The sequence below is a fragment of the Mycobacterium sp. IDR2000157661 genome, from assembly GCF_022317005.1.
Classification (GTDB): domain Bacteria; phylum Actinomycetota; class Actinomycetes; order Mycobacteriales; family Mycobacteriaceae; genus Mycobacterium.
In genome coordinates, this window is the sequence record NZ_CP081006.1 from 3,632,126 (window position 1) to 3,648,185 (window position 16,060).

The following is a 16,060-nucleotide window of genomic DNA, read 5'->3' on the forward strand; positions in this document are numbered from 1 at the left end:
ATTAGAGGAAGAATTCGTCTCTTGGCGGTTCGGGCCCGATGATGAACTCGCCGTAGTGGGCGCGCAGTGCGTCGATGATGTCGTCGAAGGGCAGGTCGTCGAACTCCCCGCGATCGTGGAGGTACTCCATGTGCCGGGCGCCATCGCCGGTGAAGGCGTGTAAAAGTGCATCGTGTTCTCCGTCGAACTCGATGGGTGCGACGCCGAAGCGGGCACAGAGTTCGCGATTGAACGCCGGGGTAGCCTTCACCCAACGCCCGTGCAGCAGCATGCTGCAGTAGCCGTGGTAGACGAACACGTCTGAGCCGCCCATGCGCTGACGCAGGCTCGCGCTCTGGAGATGATTGCGCACATCGGCGAAACCGAGACGTGCCGGAATCCCCGCCGCGCGGCACGAAGCCGTCAATAAAACCGCTTTGGGAATGCAGTAGGCACGGGAGGTCGCCGCCACCGCACTGGCCCGGTAGTCGCGCGGATCGTCGGAGACGGCGTACGGGTCATACCAGATCGAATCACGCACCGCGGTGAAGATGCGACGGGCTCGCTCGACAGGATCGATCGACTCGCCGATCGCAGGCGCGGTGAATCGCTGGACAGCCCCGTGCTCGAAGTCCAGGAATTCCGTAGGTTCAAGGAACCGCGCGAACTCCACGTTCATCGGCGGCGCAATCTGACGGGTAGACCGTCCACCGGGATCGGAAGTGAGGTGTTGTCCCACCGAACCTGATAGCCAGGGGCAACATCCCACGTGTACGTCCGCAGCATCTCGTGCAAGATGGCCTTCACCTCAAGCGTGCCGAAATGCATGCCGATGCACTTGTGCGCCCCGCCACCGAACGGCAACCAGGCGAAGCGGTGCGCCTGATCTTCCCGTCGAGGGGCGTCGAACCGTGACGGGTCGAAGCGGTCCGGATCGTGCCAGATCTCCCGATCGAAGTGGTTGACCGCGGGCGTGATAGCGGCCAATGTGTCGGCGGGAATGAAGTAGCCCTCGATTGCGGTGTCCTCGACGGTCTTTCGCATCACCAGGGGGACGGGCGCGACCAGCCTCAACGACTCCCTGATCACCAGGTCGAGGGTTCTAAGACCCTCCAGGTCGTCGATATCCGGCGCACGATCGCCGAGAGCGTCTGATTCCGCCCGCACTTGCTCCTGCCAGTCCGGGTGCTTGGCCAGGTAATAGGCCACCGCAGTGGTGGTGATGGTTGAGGTGTCGTGGGCGGCCATCATGAGGAAGATCATGTGGTTGATGACGTCGGCGTCGGTGAAGCGCTCACCGTCTTCACCCCGCGCGTCACACAGTGCGGCGAACAGGTCATTACTCCGGCCAGCCCGCGCGGTAGGTAAATGGCGGGCGAAGTACTGTTCCAGGACACGCCGACCGCGCACCCCGGCGCGGTACCTTGTCCCCGGCAGCGGCGCGCGGACAATTGCACTCGCCGCGCGAACGGTTGCGATGAACGCTTGATTGATGATCTCGCTGCTGTCCTTACCGCGGCCGCCCATGAACACGTCAGTGGCGATGTCCAGGGTCAAGGTCTTGAGCAGCGGGTACAGGCGCACTGACTCGCCGTTGGGCCAATGCGGTACGGAGGACTTCACAGCGGGAGTCACCTGCTCGACATATCCGGTGAGGCGCGGACGGGTGAAGGCCTCCTGCATGATTCGCCGGTGCATGAGGTGCTCATCGAAGCTCATCAGCATCAGTCCACGATGAAAGAACGTGTCGATCAAGAAGTTCCAGCCGTCTTGGGAGAAGGCCTTGGCATTGCTGGTCAGCGCCTGCTGCGTCGCCGCCGGGCCCGCAATCACGACCATCTTCGTGCCGAACGCGCCCATCCACGACACCGGACCCAATCGCTCGTAGCGCTCCCTGCCCAGTGCGGATCCGAAGCGGATGTAATCGAGAATGTGGCCGACGAAGGGCAGACCTCGATCGCCAGGAACGGCCTTGAGTCCGCTGCCGGCAGGGGGGGAGGCCAGGTTGCGGACCGGCCACCGTCGACTCAGGGTGAGCAGCCCGTCATCGACGCGGTCGGGGAACGGCAACAGCAGCACGGAGGACAAGCGGTCGCGGGCCTTGCCGGCTGGCGGATGCAGTGTCGGCATGTTCAACTCCTGGGTTCTTGGCGACGATTACTCGACCCGTCACCTCTGATGGGCCGCGCGAGTGCAGATTGCGTGGAAGACCTTTCCGCGGAGCCAGACAGGAATTCCCCCGCCGAACGAAGGGCCGCCCGCGCCTCAGGCAAGACCCGGAACATGGCTTGAAATACGTGGATCTGGCCGCGCCACACCTGTAGATCCGCGGATGACTCGAACAGTTGCATGCGGTCAGCGAATCGTCGTGAGTCATCGAGTAGCATCTCGCGGCCGCCGACCTGGATCAGCGTCGGCGGCATATCGCTGAGGTCCGTATCGAGCACACTGATGCGAGGGTCGGTGGGATCCGCACAGCCGGCATAGAGTGCGAGGCTGCGTGCGGCCGATACGGCCGACGCAAACGGGTCGCTGCAGCGCAGATCGCGTGCGAGGGCGAGCCGGCACGTCAAATCCAGCACGGGCGACATCAAGAGCATCGCATCAGGCGCAGGCAACCCATGTGCTCGCGCGCCCAGTGCGGTAGCCACGGCCAGTTGACCGCCGGCAGAGTCGCCCGCCACCGCGACCGCGCCGCCTCCCGGCGCGCCAGGGCGATCGCAGGTCAGCCATCGGTAGGCGGTGAGCGCATCGTCGGCGGCGGCCGGATAGGGATGTCGCGGCGCCAGCCGATACCGGACGGCGAACACCGGGCGCCGCGATGCGGCGGATACCTCGCCCATGAGCCCGCGGTGAGTTTTCGGCGAGCACATCGCGAACGCACCACCGTGGATGTAGAGAATCGGCGGGTCATCCTTGTCCACGCCGGGACCGAGGACCCAGTCGCCCCGTACCCGATTGCCGTCGAACGGCTGATCGACCGGCGTGACGTGCACTCCCCGCCGCGGGCCGGATGCGATGAGGGCGCCCCGCAGCACTGCATCAATGATCGACAGGCCAGCTTGATTGGCGGGCACCGCCTGGGTCAGCGGACGAAACAGACCGCGTGCCGCCAGGGCGACGAGAAAGCTCGCCGAGCTTGGCTGGCCATGGGGATTCGATCTCAAGGCTGGAGTACCGGTCCTCTCTTGGGGGAGCATGTGCTTCGACTGCTCTCCAATTACCTCGGCATCTGCGTTGTCGATGCGGTCCGCGCTGCCGCCTTGCCGCCGCACCGCCTCAGGCTCAGCCATCGGCAGCCGTCCGCGTGGCCGCCACAGCCGAAGGCGTGTCAGGCGTAGCAATGGTTTTCGCGGATCTCACAAGCCGGGATGTCTTCGGTGTCATCACATAGTCGTTCGTCTTCACGCGCGCCAGTTGCCTGGCGAACTGCGTCGCGAACCCCGGATACATCGTGCCGTTGTAGCCGTCCGCGGTGAGATACCAACTACTGCACCCGGAGTTCCACGTGGTGCCGGCGAGGCGGCTCTGCAGGCGGTGATGGTATTTGTTCTGCTGGTCTGACTCGACGTCAATGGTTTGTAGGTCGTCGTCGACGATCAGCCCGATGGCCTTCACGATGTAGTCGATCTCTGCTTCCATGTAGACCAAGGCAGAGTTGTGTCCTGGCCCGGAATTCGGCCCGAAGGTGAAAAAGAGGTTGGGATAGCCTGAAACGCTGACGCTCTTATAAGCGTAGGCGCCGTTAGACCATTCCTCCCCAAGCTTTCGACCGTTTACGCCGGAGATGGGAAACGGTGTGCCGGCTTTGCAGACATCGAAACCGGTGGCGAACACGATGCAGTCGACCTCGTGTTCGATGCCGTCTGCGGTGCGGATGCCGGTGGGCGATATGGTCGCGATCGGCCACGTGATGAGTTTGCAGTTGTCGCGTTGCAGTGCTGGATAGTAGTCACTCGTCATCAGCATCCGTTTGCAGCCGGGTCGAAACTCGGGCGTCAATTGCCTTCTGAGCCAACGGTCTTTGACTTGGCGGCGCAAGTTCGCCTGGGCCGCCCATTTAATGAGTGTGGTGGCCGGGGTGTCCCACACCATGCCGACGGCTATGACTTCGTGCGCCCAGAACCATGCTTGGCGAGCGGCGCTCTGCAGAATCGGTACCTGGCCAAACGCGGCCTTGGCGATACGAGGGTGCCGGAAATCGGGGCGGGGAAGCACCCAACCGGGCGTTCGTTGAAACACTTTGACCGATCGCGCGGTCTTCACCAACTCCGGAACGATTTGCACCGCGCTCGCCCCGGTACCGATCACTGCGACGCGCTTAGCGCTCATGTCGTAGTCGTGATCCCAGCGTGCGCTGTGGATCTTGTGGCCCTCATAGGTCTCCAAACCGCGAATGTCGGGCAGGCTGGCATTGGCGAGCGGGCCGCTTGCCATCACCACCGTGCGCGCCCGGTAGCTTGGCCCGCCGTCGGTTTTTGCGGTCCACGTGCCGCTGTCTTCGTCGAATGCCAAGCCGGTCACGTTGACGTGGAACCGGATGAACCGCGACAGCGCATGCTTGTCGACGATGCCCTTGATGTAGCCGAGTATTTCGCTGCTATCCGAGTAGGCACGCGACCAATTCGGATTCTGTTCGAAGGAATACGAATACAGAAGCGACGGAACGTCGCACGCCGCACCGGGGTAGGAGTTGTCCCGCCAGGTGCCTCCTACCTCGCTGGCACGCTCCAGGATCAGGAAGTCGTCGATGCCCTGCTGCAACAGGCGTACCGCGGTACCGAGGCCGGCGAAACCCGCCCCGATGATCAGAACTGTGGTCGTGCCGCTCACTTGGCCACCGGTTCGTAAGTGAGTTCCTCAGTCCATGACGGCGCCTTACCGAGTACTTGAGTCGGGAAGTAGTCGATCACCGTGCCCAGGCGCTGGGAGATGAAGTGCAGCGGTTGGGAGTGTTTTATCGTGGCCGACATGTGGGCTTTGAGGATGTGATAGGGGGGAACGCGGCGGGTGTGCTCACTGCGATCGCCGACGTTCGAGTAGCGGCTGACCGCGTTGTACAGCTTCTCCTCGGACAGGCCCCAGGCATTGAGGTTCATCAGCATCCGGGTCAGCAGCGGGATGTAGAGCAACGCACCGGTGAGAATTCGCGGATCGACGAGAGACGCCGCGGTCTGAATCGCGTGCACCCTCATCGGACTGGCCCCCAGATCGTTCAGCACCTGAAAACCCACCGCGAGGTGGCGGGATTCGTCGCTGTTGACCTTGGCGAACACTTGTTCGCAGACGGGATCTGCCACCTCGTCCAACAGGAACTTGAGCAATGCGCCGTCCAAGGCGGTTTCCAGCGCTGGAATGGCAGCCCCGATCACCGTCAACGGAAGCGCTTCGGCGTACCGATCGAGCCATTCGATGACCAGGCGGATGTTCTTGTTCGGCACGGGTTTCTCGCCCTCTTCGAGCATTCCCCAGCGCTGCATCAGCGCCAGCTCTGCGTTGGCGTGTCGCTGCTCCTCGGCGTGGAAATACCGGTAAATCTCTCCCAACGCGTCGAAAGGCGCTTTGGGGGCCATCGCCGCGAAAGCACGGGCACCGACATGCTCAATCCACACCACGTCAGCCATGAACTGTTTCAGGCTGGGCCGTTGCTCGTCGGAGATCAACTCGGCACCGGGTGCGTCCCAGTCGATGTCGGCCAGCGCCCACTGGCGGTCTTTGATCGTCTGCAGCATGTCGCCGTATTCGAAAGCCATGTGCTTACCTTTCTCCGAAGCTGGTGTGGTCCGAACCCGTCAACCCGTTATTCGTTGGACGAGTCCCATCGTGCGGGTGAAGGTGGCCGGCATGAGTCTCTTGACCCGCCAGAGGATTTTGGCGTCGAGTTGTGGCATAACGTGAAGCTGGCCGCGGTCGTGTGCGTCTAAAGTGGTTCGGACCACCGACTCCGCAGACACCCCTACCCATCTCATCAAGTTCGCGGCGAGCGTGGCCGCCGCCGCCTCGATGCGCGGATTGTCGACGATGTTCGTCTTGACGAAGGTGGGGCACAGGACCGTCACCGTGACCCCGCTTCCGCTCAGCTCGGCCGCCAACGTTTCCGACAGCGCCAGCACGCCCGCTTTGCTCACGTTGTATGCCGCCATCCGTGGAGCCGCGCCGAAGCTTGCCGCCGACGCGACGTTGATGACCCCTCCGAAGCCACGTTCGCGAAGCCGCGGCACAAACACTTCGCAGCCGTGGATGGCTCCCCACAGATTCACCGCCAACGTCGCGGACCAATCACTCGTAGGCGTTGCACCCACGACGTTGCCTCCGGCGCCGATGCCAGCGTTGTTGATCACCAGTCCCGCAGCGCCGCCGAACCAGTTCTCGGCCGACTTGGCGAGTTCCCGAACCTGATTCCCGTCCGAGACGTCGCAAACCACACTCAGGGCATGGCCGCCAAGCTTGGAGATCAGGTCCGCGGTTTCCTTGGCGCGAATACCATCGATGTCGGCACACACCACGCGTCCACCCCGGCGCGCCAGCTCAACGGCAAAAGCGCGGCCAATACCACTGCCTGCACCGGTGACGACAGCGTCAGAATGATCGGTGCGGCGGGTGGGACGGCCGAAGGGCAAAAGTTTCATCGGAGGCCCCGAAGTCCGAGCGTTCTGGTCGTCGACCGCAGCATTGCCGCGTGAGCAATTGGTGGCATAAGCCACCATTGTGGGCGCATGCCATCAGATTGATATGACCTACGGTGCTTTGTCAAGATGGGAATGTGCGGACGAAGACGAAGAGATGGGGCGGGCGTACCGGTGATGAACGCCGGGCGGAGCGCCGGCTGCGCCTGATCGATGCCGCGACCGAGATCTGGAGCGAAAGCGGCTGGGCGGCAGTCACGATGAGAGGTGTGTGCGCCAGGACCGGTTTGAACGACCGTTACTTCTATGAAGACTTCAAGACCCGCGACGAGTTATTGGTTGCCGCATGGGACGGGGTGCGGAACGAGATGCTCGGTGAGGTTTCCACCACCCTCGCGGAACGCATCGGGCAGCCGCCAATGGAGACCATTAGGGTGACCATCGCCTCGGTGGTCGATCGAATCGCAGAAGATCCGGGGAGGGCGAAGATCTTGCTGACTCAGCATGTGGGCAGTTCCCCGCTTCAGGATCGGCGCGCTGTCGCGCTGCAGGAGGCGACGCACCTCGTGGTCGCGGCCAGTAAGCCACACCTGAGACCGGATGCCGATGAAACCGCTCTTCGCATGGACACCTTGGTTGCGGTCGGTGGCTTCGTGGAGCTGATCACCGCCTGGCATGCAGGTTTGCTTGACGTCGCCCAGGAGGAAATCGTCGAACACACCAGTAGGCTTGCCGAAACCCTGGCCGAACGTTATCTGGTGGACGACGCTGGCCTTCGATGACGTGCCGGGACGTTACGTGTTGATCGCGGGGCGCACGCACCCCGACATCGCCGGACGTGACCGCGAGCCGATAGAACCTGCCTCTACGGCTGCGATCCAGGAGCGGGCGCCTCGCCTGTGTTTTGCAGCAACACGTAGCTGCCGAGGCTGCCCAGGAAACCTGCGCAGTGCTGGACGAGTTCGTCAGTAGTGAAGTCCAGTTCGCCGTCGAGCCAGCGGCGCAATACTTCGAACAACCCCCCCACGCCTAAGGTCGAAGCCAGATGGGCCACACCCACTGAAGAGTCGGCAATGTCGAGGTGAAGTCTGGCCTCGCGCAATACGAGGTCGGTAAAACCGGCCATCAGTTCGCTGCGTAATTCGCGGAGAAGCGGCTCGGTTGCGGATTCCACGAATAGTATCCGGGCGAGGCGAGCGTCGTTGTCGATCATGTTGACCAGCGCGCGAATCGGCGCATACGCCAGCACTTCGGGTGGGGCGCCGGCATCGGGGATGGCTCGGACTATGACGTCTTGGAAGGTGGCATAGAGCTGCTGGTAGACCGCCCGCAGGAGCGCGTCCCGATCGGAGAAATGCTGATAGAAGTAGCGCGAAGTGACACCCGATTCAGCGCAGACGGCAGTCACGGTGGCGGCGGCAACGCCGCGGGTGCCGATCAGCTCGATAGCGGCATCAATGAGACGGGTGCGCCGGTGCTGGTGGCGCTCCTCGGCGGACATCCCGCTATACACCCGCGCCGACCGCACAAAGCATAGTTTGGCATTTAAATCTGACAAGGTATAAAGTCAGATATCAGCCGACCCATGACGACGGGAGTAACAAGTGAGCAGTGAGTTGCCCGCACGTTCCACCACGCGAGTCCTGCCGAAGGCTCGCCGTGTCCGTTTCGCGATGCCTGCCGGGACCAGTCGCCAGCACTTCGTCGACGGCGACTTGGTGATGAGCCACTTTGTCTCTACCCTCTCGGCGACGTTCCCCGAGGGCGAAGACTTCTTCATCCGGTCAGTCCGCCAGTACCGTGACCAGCTCGGCGACGCTGACCTGCAGGAGGCGGTCAAGGGTTTCATCGCACAGGAGGGCACCCACCGGCACCAGCATCGGCTGCTCAACGACCGGCTCCAAGCGATGGGCTATCCGACCGATGGGATCGATCGGCACATCAAAAAGTTGGTTGAGCGACTTGAGAAACGCTTCTCTCCGGAGATGCGCTTGGCTGTGACGGCCGCCCTTGAGCACTTCACGGCGACATTCGCCGAAATCATTCTCACGAGCGACGAGGCTCAAGAACTGATCGGCGACACCGAGGTCCGGCCGCTTCTGCTCTGGCACGCACTAGAAGAATCCGAGCACAAGGCCGTCGCCTTCGACGTCTTCCAGACGGTCGGTGGAAGCGAACGCACGAGGGTCTGGGGGATGCGGATTGCCACGGTGATCTTGTTCAGCGAGTTGGTCATTCAGACCACCCGCTCTCTGGCGGGTGACCGCGCCACCTACAACCCGCGGCGCTTGTTGCGCAGCCTTCGAGCCTTTAGGCGTTCCCCGCTGTTCAGCCCGGCCGCGATTGAACGCTTCCGTTCTTACACCCGCGCCGGGTTCCATCCCGATGACTGGGACAGCACCGACATCCTCGAGCGATGGACCAAAGAACTCTTCGACGCGGACGGTGCCCAACGAATGCGGAGTAACGTCTAGCTCGACGGGACCGTCTTGCGGTTGAAGCTGGCATGGGCTGGCAGGTGTCGACTTAACAGTTCCTTGACAACTGGCACAGTGAGCTCAACAGACCGGCGAAACCTTGATCCACCTCCTGCAAAGTGCACCCCTTCTCGCTGGCCGTAGACAGATGCCGCTCGCCGCCGCTCTTGAACTCTACTGCTGTAAGGAAGATGGAACACCAACAAACACAACCGGTGTCGCATCAATCGAAGCTGTCAGCCGCCAATGCAACCGAATCACTCGGGCGGCGTGAGCGGCCGAATCCCTTGTCCATCAAACGGGGTCGAGCCCACGGAAGGTCGAACACCGTCGGGGGGCCATGCCTCTAGGCCGTCTTCGAGCGGCACTTTTAAGGACCGCAGAAATGCCGAGAACAGCCTCCAATTGCCGATCGCGGCGACGAGTTCGACGAGGACGGCTGGGTCCCCGGGCAACGCACGCTGACACGCAGCCCATGTTTCATCCGAGATGGTGCCGTCCTGCAACGTCTCGTCCGTCGCCGCGAGTATTGCCCGCTCGGCTTCGCCGAAGTGGCTGGCGTTCTGCCAGTCTCGCACCGCGAGCAGGTCGCGTTCGGGCACATCGAGTAAGCGGGCGACCCTCCAGTGCTGCGTCCATTCATAGACCGAGCCGGTAACCCAGCCGATTCGCATGATGATCAACTCTCGCAGACGCGCATCCAGCGCGCCCCTCCACAGCAATGCCTCCAGCAGTCCGTGCAATGCGACGGCCACACTGGGCCGATGAAGCGCGATCCTGAAGACCGACAGTTCAGCCATGGCGGCCGGAATTCCGCATTGAGCGGCGCGCTCGCGGGCATCTGTCAGGTCGAGCATTTCAACCCGGCTTCGGTTGCTCACGGTGGATCCTTTCGGTCGGGCGCTGCTTGGCGCTGTCAAGCACTCGGCACAAAGACGCTGTGCAGCGCCGGATTCCGCCCCGGCTCAGTGCCGGCTAGGACGTCGAGCAGCTGCGGCAGGCCCGCGAAACCCGTAGTTTCGCGGGACAATTCACCAAAAGGCCAACGGCCCGAGACCAACAGCTCGATGGCGCTCTGGTAGGCGGGGTAATCGACCCCCAAGGAACCGAAGACGCGCAATTCTTTGAAGACGAGTAGGTCTGGCTCGAAGCCCGGCGCTCCGCCGCCACCGCGGGTGCCGGCAACCACCACGCGTCCGCCCGGCTGCGCAAGAGCGACGGCTTCGGCGAAGGCGGCTGGCGCCTTCGCGGTCACATCGACGACGACGTCTGCGAGCCGGCCAGTCGCTTGTTGCAGGGCCCGGACGGGGTTATCTCGGGTGACGTCGATGGTCAGGTCCACGCCGAACTTGTGGGCTGCGGCCAACCGAGGCCGGTCGCGAGGGCCCAGCCCAGTCATCGCGACGAACGCCGCTCCGGCCTCCTTCGCTGCTATGGCCGCACAAATCCCGCGGATTCCTGGTCCGAGAACCGCGACGACGTCGCCCGGCCCCGTCTCGGGCAGCATGGCAGCCCACTTTATCCCTGCGCCCAGCGGATTGAACAACGTCGCCAGGATCGGGTCAAGTCCGTCCGGAACCGACAACAGCATGGAATCGAAGGGTAGATGCAGATGGGTGGCGTAGCCTCCCCATAGACCGGGCGCGATGTTCACGTCGACGAAGCCGAACATAGTGGCCAGTCCGTTGCGCGAGCATCTGCGATACTCGCCGCGGTCGCACTCGTGGCACTCCCGGCACGATCGAAACACCTCGACGGCGACTCGCTGGCCCACCGACACGCCCCAGCGCGCCCGTGCAGCGTCACCGACTTCCTCGATGACGCCGACGATTTCGTGTCCGGGAATGAAGGCGAACCCCGCCGGCAGGTGACCGCTGAACTGCTCGTGGTCGGTTCCGCAGAGCCCGCACGCCTCGATCCGAAGGAGACCAGACTCGTCATCGACGCGCGGCACCGGAAGAGTGCGCAGCTCAAGGGTGCGCGGCTTGGTCAACACGAGCGCGTCGGCGTTCACGACAGTTCGAACTCGACGTGGTGATCAGCGCCGTGCACCGTGACCTGGTGTCCGACCCACATCTCTTGTGACATTGTCGCCGCCACCTCGGCGTTGTCGTTGCGTGCGGCGACGCGTCGGCCGTCGGTCAAGCGCGCGAAAATCGGCACCCAGGAGGGGCCTTGGTCACGGTCGTGCACCACGGTGTAGCTGTCTATGGTCGCCTTACCGGACGCGTCGGCGGGCGAAGCGACCGCAAGGGAGGTGGCGTCAATTGCGGACTGCGCTTCGGCCATGTCCGGACTCTGCCATCCGGTTGGCGGTGGGGTCGCCGACCACAAACCCAGCGAGTGCTTTGTGATGTACCAGCCGAGTCCGGACACGAGTCCCACGGCGTCCGGTTCGCTTCGGCAGCGTCGCACCATCTCCACAATCGAATGGCTGACGTAGTTGTTGCCCGGCCCGCCGTGGTAGGGCAATCCGCCGGTCACCGTGAACCCGCGGGCATCCGCCGGATCGAGGTCGAAGGCATCGATCGCCGCCTCGACCGCGGAAGGAAAGCAAGAGTAGAAATCGAACCATCTGATGTCGTCGATGTGAACTCCAGTGGCAGCCAGCACTGCCTTGCCGGCGGCCCGTATTCCGGCGGAACGGCCCAGCTCGGGCCGCTGAACCGGAAAGTACACGTCATTGCAGGTGGCCGACGACCACGGGAAGACCCAACGATCTCGAGGCACCCCTAGTTCCTCGGCTACTTCGGCAGCCATGATGACGAAGGCGGCCGCCATGTCCACGGCGATGATGCTGTTGAGCAGCTTGGGATACGGCTCGCACACCATCCGGTTAGCCGGGGAGACCGTGCTGAGTTCATCGGCGCCGCGAGCACGCGGAAACCAGGCCTGTTCGGGGTGTCGGGACGCTTCCAGGGTGAACGGAGCCATCAGGTCCGCCAGCCAACGGCGCTGCTCGTCGAATGTGCGGCCGAATTGAGCTGCGATCGCGGATTCGAACATCGGGTACACCTGGTGCGGCCAACGTAACCCGGCGCGCATCTCGGCTTCGCTGAGTCCGGGACGTGTATCACCGAGTGACTCATCCTGTGCTGCAACGGGATTCGGCTCCAACAACGCATTACCGGATGTGACCTTGCGGGCTGACGCGCCGCATTCTGCTCCGACGATCAGCACCGCGTCGCTGACGCCGCGCCAAATGCGGCGGCCCAGGACCTCGACAAGGTACTGAGGTGTATTGCCGCCGACCGGACAACTGATGCGACGCTTCGGCGTGAGCCCGGCCGCTTCGGCAATCCTCGACGCGGGGTTGTCGCGTGGAATCATCAAGATCCCCGGTGTCGCCACCGTATCGATCCGGTGCCCGATCGTGGCCCACGCATCCTGCAGTGCTCGGCGGGTGGCCTCGGAAGCCAAATCGATCGGGTCGACGATGTCTTGGCCGCGGTGCGTGAGCTCACCGACGCCGACGACAACCGGAGTGCGTGGTGCGATGGTCAATGGTCGGGCATGCTCATCGTCGACACCTTCTATGCGACACGATTTAGATATTGTCACACCGCGCTCAACTAGGACAACCGTTCCTGTTCGCAGAACCGACTCGGTTGGGCAGGCATACTTGCATCGTGACGAAAAAATCCTTGCGATGGGGCGACGCGACTCCTGCAACAAGCCGAGACGTGGCACGCGACCGCCTACTCGATGCCGCCGAAACGTGCCTGCAACGCAAGGGGCTGTCAGGCACCACGATGGATGACATCGCCAGGCGGGCGGGCGTCTCCCGCGCCACGGTCTATCGGTACTTCCCGAGTCGCGAATCCGTCGTTTCCGGTGTCATCGTGCGCGCAGCGGAACGTTACCTCCACCGAATCAGCGGGCGGATTTCAGCGCACACCGACTTAGGTTCTGCAATACTGGATTTCGTCGCAGTCACGGTGCGCGCGGCCCGCCGCGAACCCATAATTGGATTGCTGTTCGGAAGCGACGATGAACTCGCCGGCGTAGGGCTGGCCGAGGGAACCTCGGTGGCTCTGTTCGAACTCGTCGCCGAGTTCCTTCGACCTGTCTTCACTGCACACTGGGACCAACTCGAAGCCGGCGTGTCGGTCGATGACGCCGCCGAATGGATCCTGCGGACCATTCTTAGTTTGCTCTCGGTTCGCGGGCCCCGGCACCGCAGTCCCGAAGGCATCGATGCGTTTCTGCGTCGATTCCTGCTTCCCGCCCTGCTTGCCAACACCCACAGTTGCTTCAATGCGACAACTGCGGAGTAGTGTCTCAACAATGGCATCGGTATCGGTGAACGGAATGAGGCGCTGACCATGGACTTCCCGCAGTTCAACCAGCAAATTGCCGGCGAGCTACAGAACACGTCGGGCGCGACCGGAGGCCTCTCCAAGTACCTGGATTTTCGCCACACCGAGTTCGCCGCCGGGCGGCTGGTTGTGGAAATGGATGCTCGCGCCGACCTGTTGACTCCTTTCGGCAATCTGCATGGCGGATGCTTGTCAGCGATGGTCGACCACTGCTTGGGCGTGGTGTTCTACCCGGTGATCCCTGCTGGATCCTGGGTAGCCACAACCGAATTCAAGCTGAACTTACTACAGCCTGTGTCGAATGGAGTGTGCGTTGCGGTCGCCGAGATAATTGCCCTGGGTAAGCGTAGCGGCGTCGCCAGGATCGATATCACCAATGCCGGGCGCCCGGTATGTGCCGCGCAGGGAACAGTGACCGTCGTCGGCCCGAGGGCAGGCGCCTCGTGATGACGGCAGGAGATGAAGGCCCAATCCGTGACCGAGGCCGGAATAAATGACGTCGACCTTTGAGCGCGTCCGCACCGAAGACGGGATCGCCCTTGCAGCGGATGTCTACCGAAACAAATCCGCGCGCGGAGTTGTCATACTGCTGCACGGAGGTGGGCAAAACCGCCACGCCTGGGCGGCCACGGCGCGCCGCTTACATTCGCGCGGTTACACCGTCGTCGCCTATGACGCCCGCGGCCACGGCGACAGCGAGTGGGACCCCGACGGCCGATATGATCTCGAGAATCTCGCATCCGACCTGCTAGCGGTTCGCAACCACGCCAAAGACGACCGCGCGCCGGCGGTCGTAGGCGCATCCTTGGGCGGCATGACCGTGTTGGGAACGCACTTGCTTGCGTCCGCCGATCTTTGGGGAGCCGTCGTGCTGGTCGACATCACCCCGCGAATGGAGTTCCACGGAGCACGCCGCGTCGTGTCTTTCATGGTCGCCCATCCCGATGGATTCGAAACGCTCGACCACGCCGCCGACGTCATTGCCGAATACAACCGCCATCGCGCTCGTCCCAAGAGCCTGGACGGACTTCGCAAAGTCTTGCGGCAACGCGATGACGGTCGGTGGATCTGGCGATGGGACCCAGCCTTCATCACCTCAAACTTCGAGTTCCTGCGGGGTGACGCCGCAACCGGCGCTGAAAAATTCGGCGCCATCAGCGAGCTGCTCATCGAAGGCGCGCGCCGCGTCCGAGCGCCAACGCTTCTGGTCCGCGGCGCCCACTCGGATGTGACATCGCAGCAGTCGGTCGAGGAGTTCCTCGACGTCGTACCTCACGCCGAGGCAGTGGACGTTTCCGGCACGGGCCACATGGTTGCGGGGGACGACAACGACGCCTTCACCGCAGCAGTCACCGAATTTCTCGACCGCACGATCAACAGAGAAGCAATTTCGCCATTGATTGAGGGTCGTTCGAAGGACACGTGATGCCCGCCCTCTATCGGGCTACCACACGCCCGTCGGTCTCAACGCCCCCGTACACCAACTCCCGTGGACGCAATTGCCCGGGCGCGGCATACCCGCGATTTCGAAGCCACGGTGCTGTGGTTAGCCCAGCGCACCGATCGCACCTCGATGCCAGTATGAAGTACCAGGTCTTGTTCCGATCTCTATAGGAGGATCAGGAGCATGCCCCGTCAGTATTCGCCGGATTTTCGTCAGCGTGCGTTGCGGTTGTTGGATACCACGATGGAATCCTCGGAAGTATCGTGAGTTTGAGGCGCTCAAGTCTGTGGCTGGCCAACTCGGCATCTCGGAAGAATCGGTGCGCCGGTGGCGTCGCAAAGCCCAGGTCGACGCCGGCGAGCGGCCCGGCACGACCAGTTTTGAGCACGCCTAGATCCGCCGACTCAAGCGCGAAGTCGCCGATTTGCGTCGAGCCAACGAGATTTGCAGTCTGCGTCCGCGTTTTCGCAGCGGAGCTCGACCGCCCCGCCACGAAATGATCGCCTACATCGATACGCATCGCGATCAGTTCGGGGTCGAGCTCATCTGCGCTGTGCTGCGGGCAGCAATCCCAGGATTTCTCACCTCGCGAGGCTACCGGGCCGCTCGGACCCGCCCGCCAAGCGACCGCGAGATCCGCGACGAGCAGGTGATGGCCGAGCTGGCTGCAGTGCACCGCGCGAACTACTCGGTCTATGGGGTTAAGAAGATGCACGCCACGATGACCCGGCGCGGCTGGATCCTCGGACGCGAACAAACGCGCAGGTTGATGCGCAAGGCCGGCCTGCGCGGCGTCCAACGCGGCAAGCCGGTGTTCACCACCATCACCGACCCTGCTGCGGCCCGACCCGCCGACCTGGTCAACCGGAAATTCACCGCTCCGGCACCCAACCGGCTGTGGGTCGCCGACATCACCTTCGTGCGGACCTGGCAGGGGTTTTGCTACACCGCCTTCGTCACCGACGCAGCCACCAAGAAGATCGCCGGCTGGGCGGTCTCGGCGACCATGCGCACCGAGGATCTCCCCTTGCAGGCCTTCGATCACGCAGTGTGGCAATCAAATACCGATCTATCCAAGTTGATTCATCATTCCGACCGCGGATCTCAGGGCGGATTCAACTGATCGTCGCAACATCTCGATCCAGGAGGTGTGGTGTGGCAAGGCGGAAGGATGCGAAGCCGAGCGGCGTCAGGCGGCAGTTGGCGGCTGATCGC

16 protein-coding genes and 1 other annotated feature are annotated in these 16,060 nt (G+C 63.1%); of the genes, 6 read left to right on the top strand and 10 right to left on the bottom strand.

Annotation, left to right across the window (positions count from 1 at the left end):
* Window position 1 precedes the first annotated feature (1 nt).
* From K3G64_RS18745 to K3G64_RS18770, 6 genes are all read right to left on the bottom strand, one after another.
* Window positions 2-658 (bottom strand): transglutaminase-like domain-containing protein, encoded by a 657-nt coding sequence (locus K3G64_RS18745; protein ID WP_238886428.1) that lies wholly within the window; start codon window positions 656-658, stop codon window positions 2-4.
* Entirely contained in the window at window positions 655-2,109 is a 1,455-nt protein-coding gene (locus K3G64_RS18750) for a cytochrome P450 (protein ID WP_238886430.1), read from the bottom strand. The genes K3G64_RS18745 and K3G64_RS18750 overlap by 4 nt, the downstream gene beginning before the upstream one ends.
* A gap of 2 nt (window positions 2,110-2,111) precedes the next feature.
* On the bottom strand, window positions 2,112-3,179 hold the full coding sequence (locus tag K3G64_RS18755; RefSeq protein WP_238950808.1) for an alpha/beta hydrolase: 1,068 nt from the start codon (window positions 3,177-3,179) through the stop codon (window positions 2,112-2,114).
* 85 nt (window positions 3,180-3,264) lie between these two features.
* Window positions 3,265-4,812, bottom strand: coding sequence for a flavin-containing monooxygenase (locus tag K3G64_RS18760; RefSeq protein WP_238886432.1), 1,548 nt, complete (start codon window positions 4,810-4,812; stop codon window positions 3,265-3,267).
* Window positions 4,809-5,732 (bottom strand): ferritin-like domain-containing protein, encoded by a 924-nt coding sequence (locus K3G64_RS18765; protein WP_238886434.1) that lies wholly within the window; start codon window positions 5,730-5,732, stop codon window positions 4,809-4,811. Before K3G64_RS18765 ends, K3G64_RS18760 begins: the two co-directional genes overlap by 4 nt.
* A gap of 39 nt (window positions 5,733-5,771) precedes the next feature.
* A complete protein-coding gene (locus tag K3G64_RS18770; protein WP_238886436.1) occupies window positions 5,772-6,608 on the bottom strand; it encodes an SDR family NAD(P)-dependent oxidoreductase in 837 nt (278 codons plus the stop codon).
* 134 nt (window positions 6,609-6,742) lie between these two features.
* Here K3G64_RS18770 and K3G64_RS18775 point away from each other — a divergent pair, with 134 nt between their 5' ends.
* Window positions 6,743-7,387: a TetR/AcrR family transcriptional regulator gene (locus K3G64_RS18775; RefSeq protein WP_238886437.1), complete on the top strand. Its 645-nt coding sequence runs from the start codon at window positions 6,743-6,745 to the stop codon at window positions 7,385-7,387.
* A gap of 83 nt (window positions 7,388-7,470) precedes the next feature.
* On the opposite strand, the gene K3G64_RS18780 is transcribed toward K3G64_RS18775, so the two are convergent.
* Window positions 7,471-8,106 carry a TetR/AcrR family transcriptional regulator gene (locus K3G64_RS18780; protein ID WP_238886439.1) on the bottom strand — a complete coding sequence of 212 codons (636 nt, stop codon included), beginning with the start codon at window positions 8,104-8,106 and terminating at the stop codon, window positions 7,471-7,473.
* 172 nt (window positions 8,107-8,278) lie between these two features.
* Here K3G64_RS18780 and K3G64_RS18785 point away from each other — a divergent pair, with 172 nt between their 5' ends.
* On the top strand, window positions 8,279-9,079 hold the full coding sequence (locus tag K3G64_RS18785; protein WP_238950810.1) for a metal-dependent hydrolase: 801 nt from the start codon (window positions 8,279-8,281) through the stop codon (window positions 9,077-9,079).
* Between the two features lie 260 nt (window positions 9,080-9,339).
* Here K3G64_RS18785 and K3G64_RS18790 read toward each other — a convergent pair whose 3' ends face one another.
* From K3G64_RS18790 to K3G64_RS18800, 3 genes are read right to left on the bottom strand one after another with little or no spacing between them, the layout of a single operon-like run.
* A complete protein-coding gene (locus K3G64_RS18790) occupies window positions 9,340-9,939 on the bottom strand; it encodes a carboxymuconolactone decarboxylase family protein (protein WP_370647223.1) in 600 nt (199 codons plus the stop codon).
* 59 nt (window positions 9,940-9,998) lie between these two features.
* Window positions 9,999-11,096, bottom strand: coding sequence for a zinc-dependent alcohol dehydrogenase (locus K3G64_RS18795; protein ID WP_238886443.1), 1,098 nt, complete (start codon window positions 11,094-11,096; stop codon window positions 9,999-10,001).
* On the bottom strand, window positions 11,093-12,586 hold the full coding sequence (locus K3G64_RS18800) for an acetyl-CoA acetyltransferase (protein WP_238950812.1): 1,494 nt from the start codon (window positions 12,584-12,586) through the stop codon (window positions 11,093-11,095). The genes K3G64_RS18795 and K3G64_RS18800 overlap by 4 nt, the downstream gene beginning before the upstream one ends.
* Window positions 12,587-12,711: 125 nt before the next feature.
* On the opposite strand from K3G64_RS18800, the gene K3G64_RS18805 reads away from it, so the two are divergent.
* The 4 genes from K3G64_RS18805 (at window position 12,712) to K3G64_RS18820 (ending at window position 15,968) form a co-directional block, all read left to right on the top strand.
* Window positions 12,712-13,359, top strand: a complete 648-nt coding sequence (locus tag K3G64_RS18805; RefSeq protein WP_370646990.1) for a TetR/AcrR family transcriptional regulator — start codon at window positions 12,712-12,714, stop codon at window positions 13,357-13,359.
* Between the two features lie 48 nt (window positions 13,360-13,407).
* Window positions 13,408-13,848: a PaaI family thioesterase gene (locus K3G64_RS18810; RefSeq protein ID WP_238886447.1), complete on the top strand. Its 441-nt coding sequence runs from the start codon at window positions 13,408-13,410 to the stop codon at window positions 13,846-13,848.
* Window positions 13,849-13,894: 46 nt separating this feature from the next.
* Entirely contained in the window at window positions 13,895-14,827 is a 933-nt protein-coding gene (locus tag K3G64_RS18815) for an alpha/beta fold hydrolase (protein WP_238886449.1), read from the top strand.
* 412 nt (window positions 14,828-15,239) lie between these two features.
* Complete coding sequence (locus K3G64_RS18820) at window positions 15,240-15,968, top strand: IS3 family transposase (protein WP_255728132.1); 729 nt, start codon at window positions 15,240-15,242, stop codon at window positions 15,966-15,968.
* Window positions 15,304-15,419, top strand: a sequence feature (AL1L pseudoknot). (Overlaps the previous gene by 116 nt.)
* Window positions 15,969-16,060: the final 92 nt, after the last annotated feature.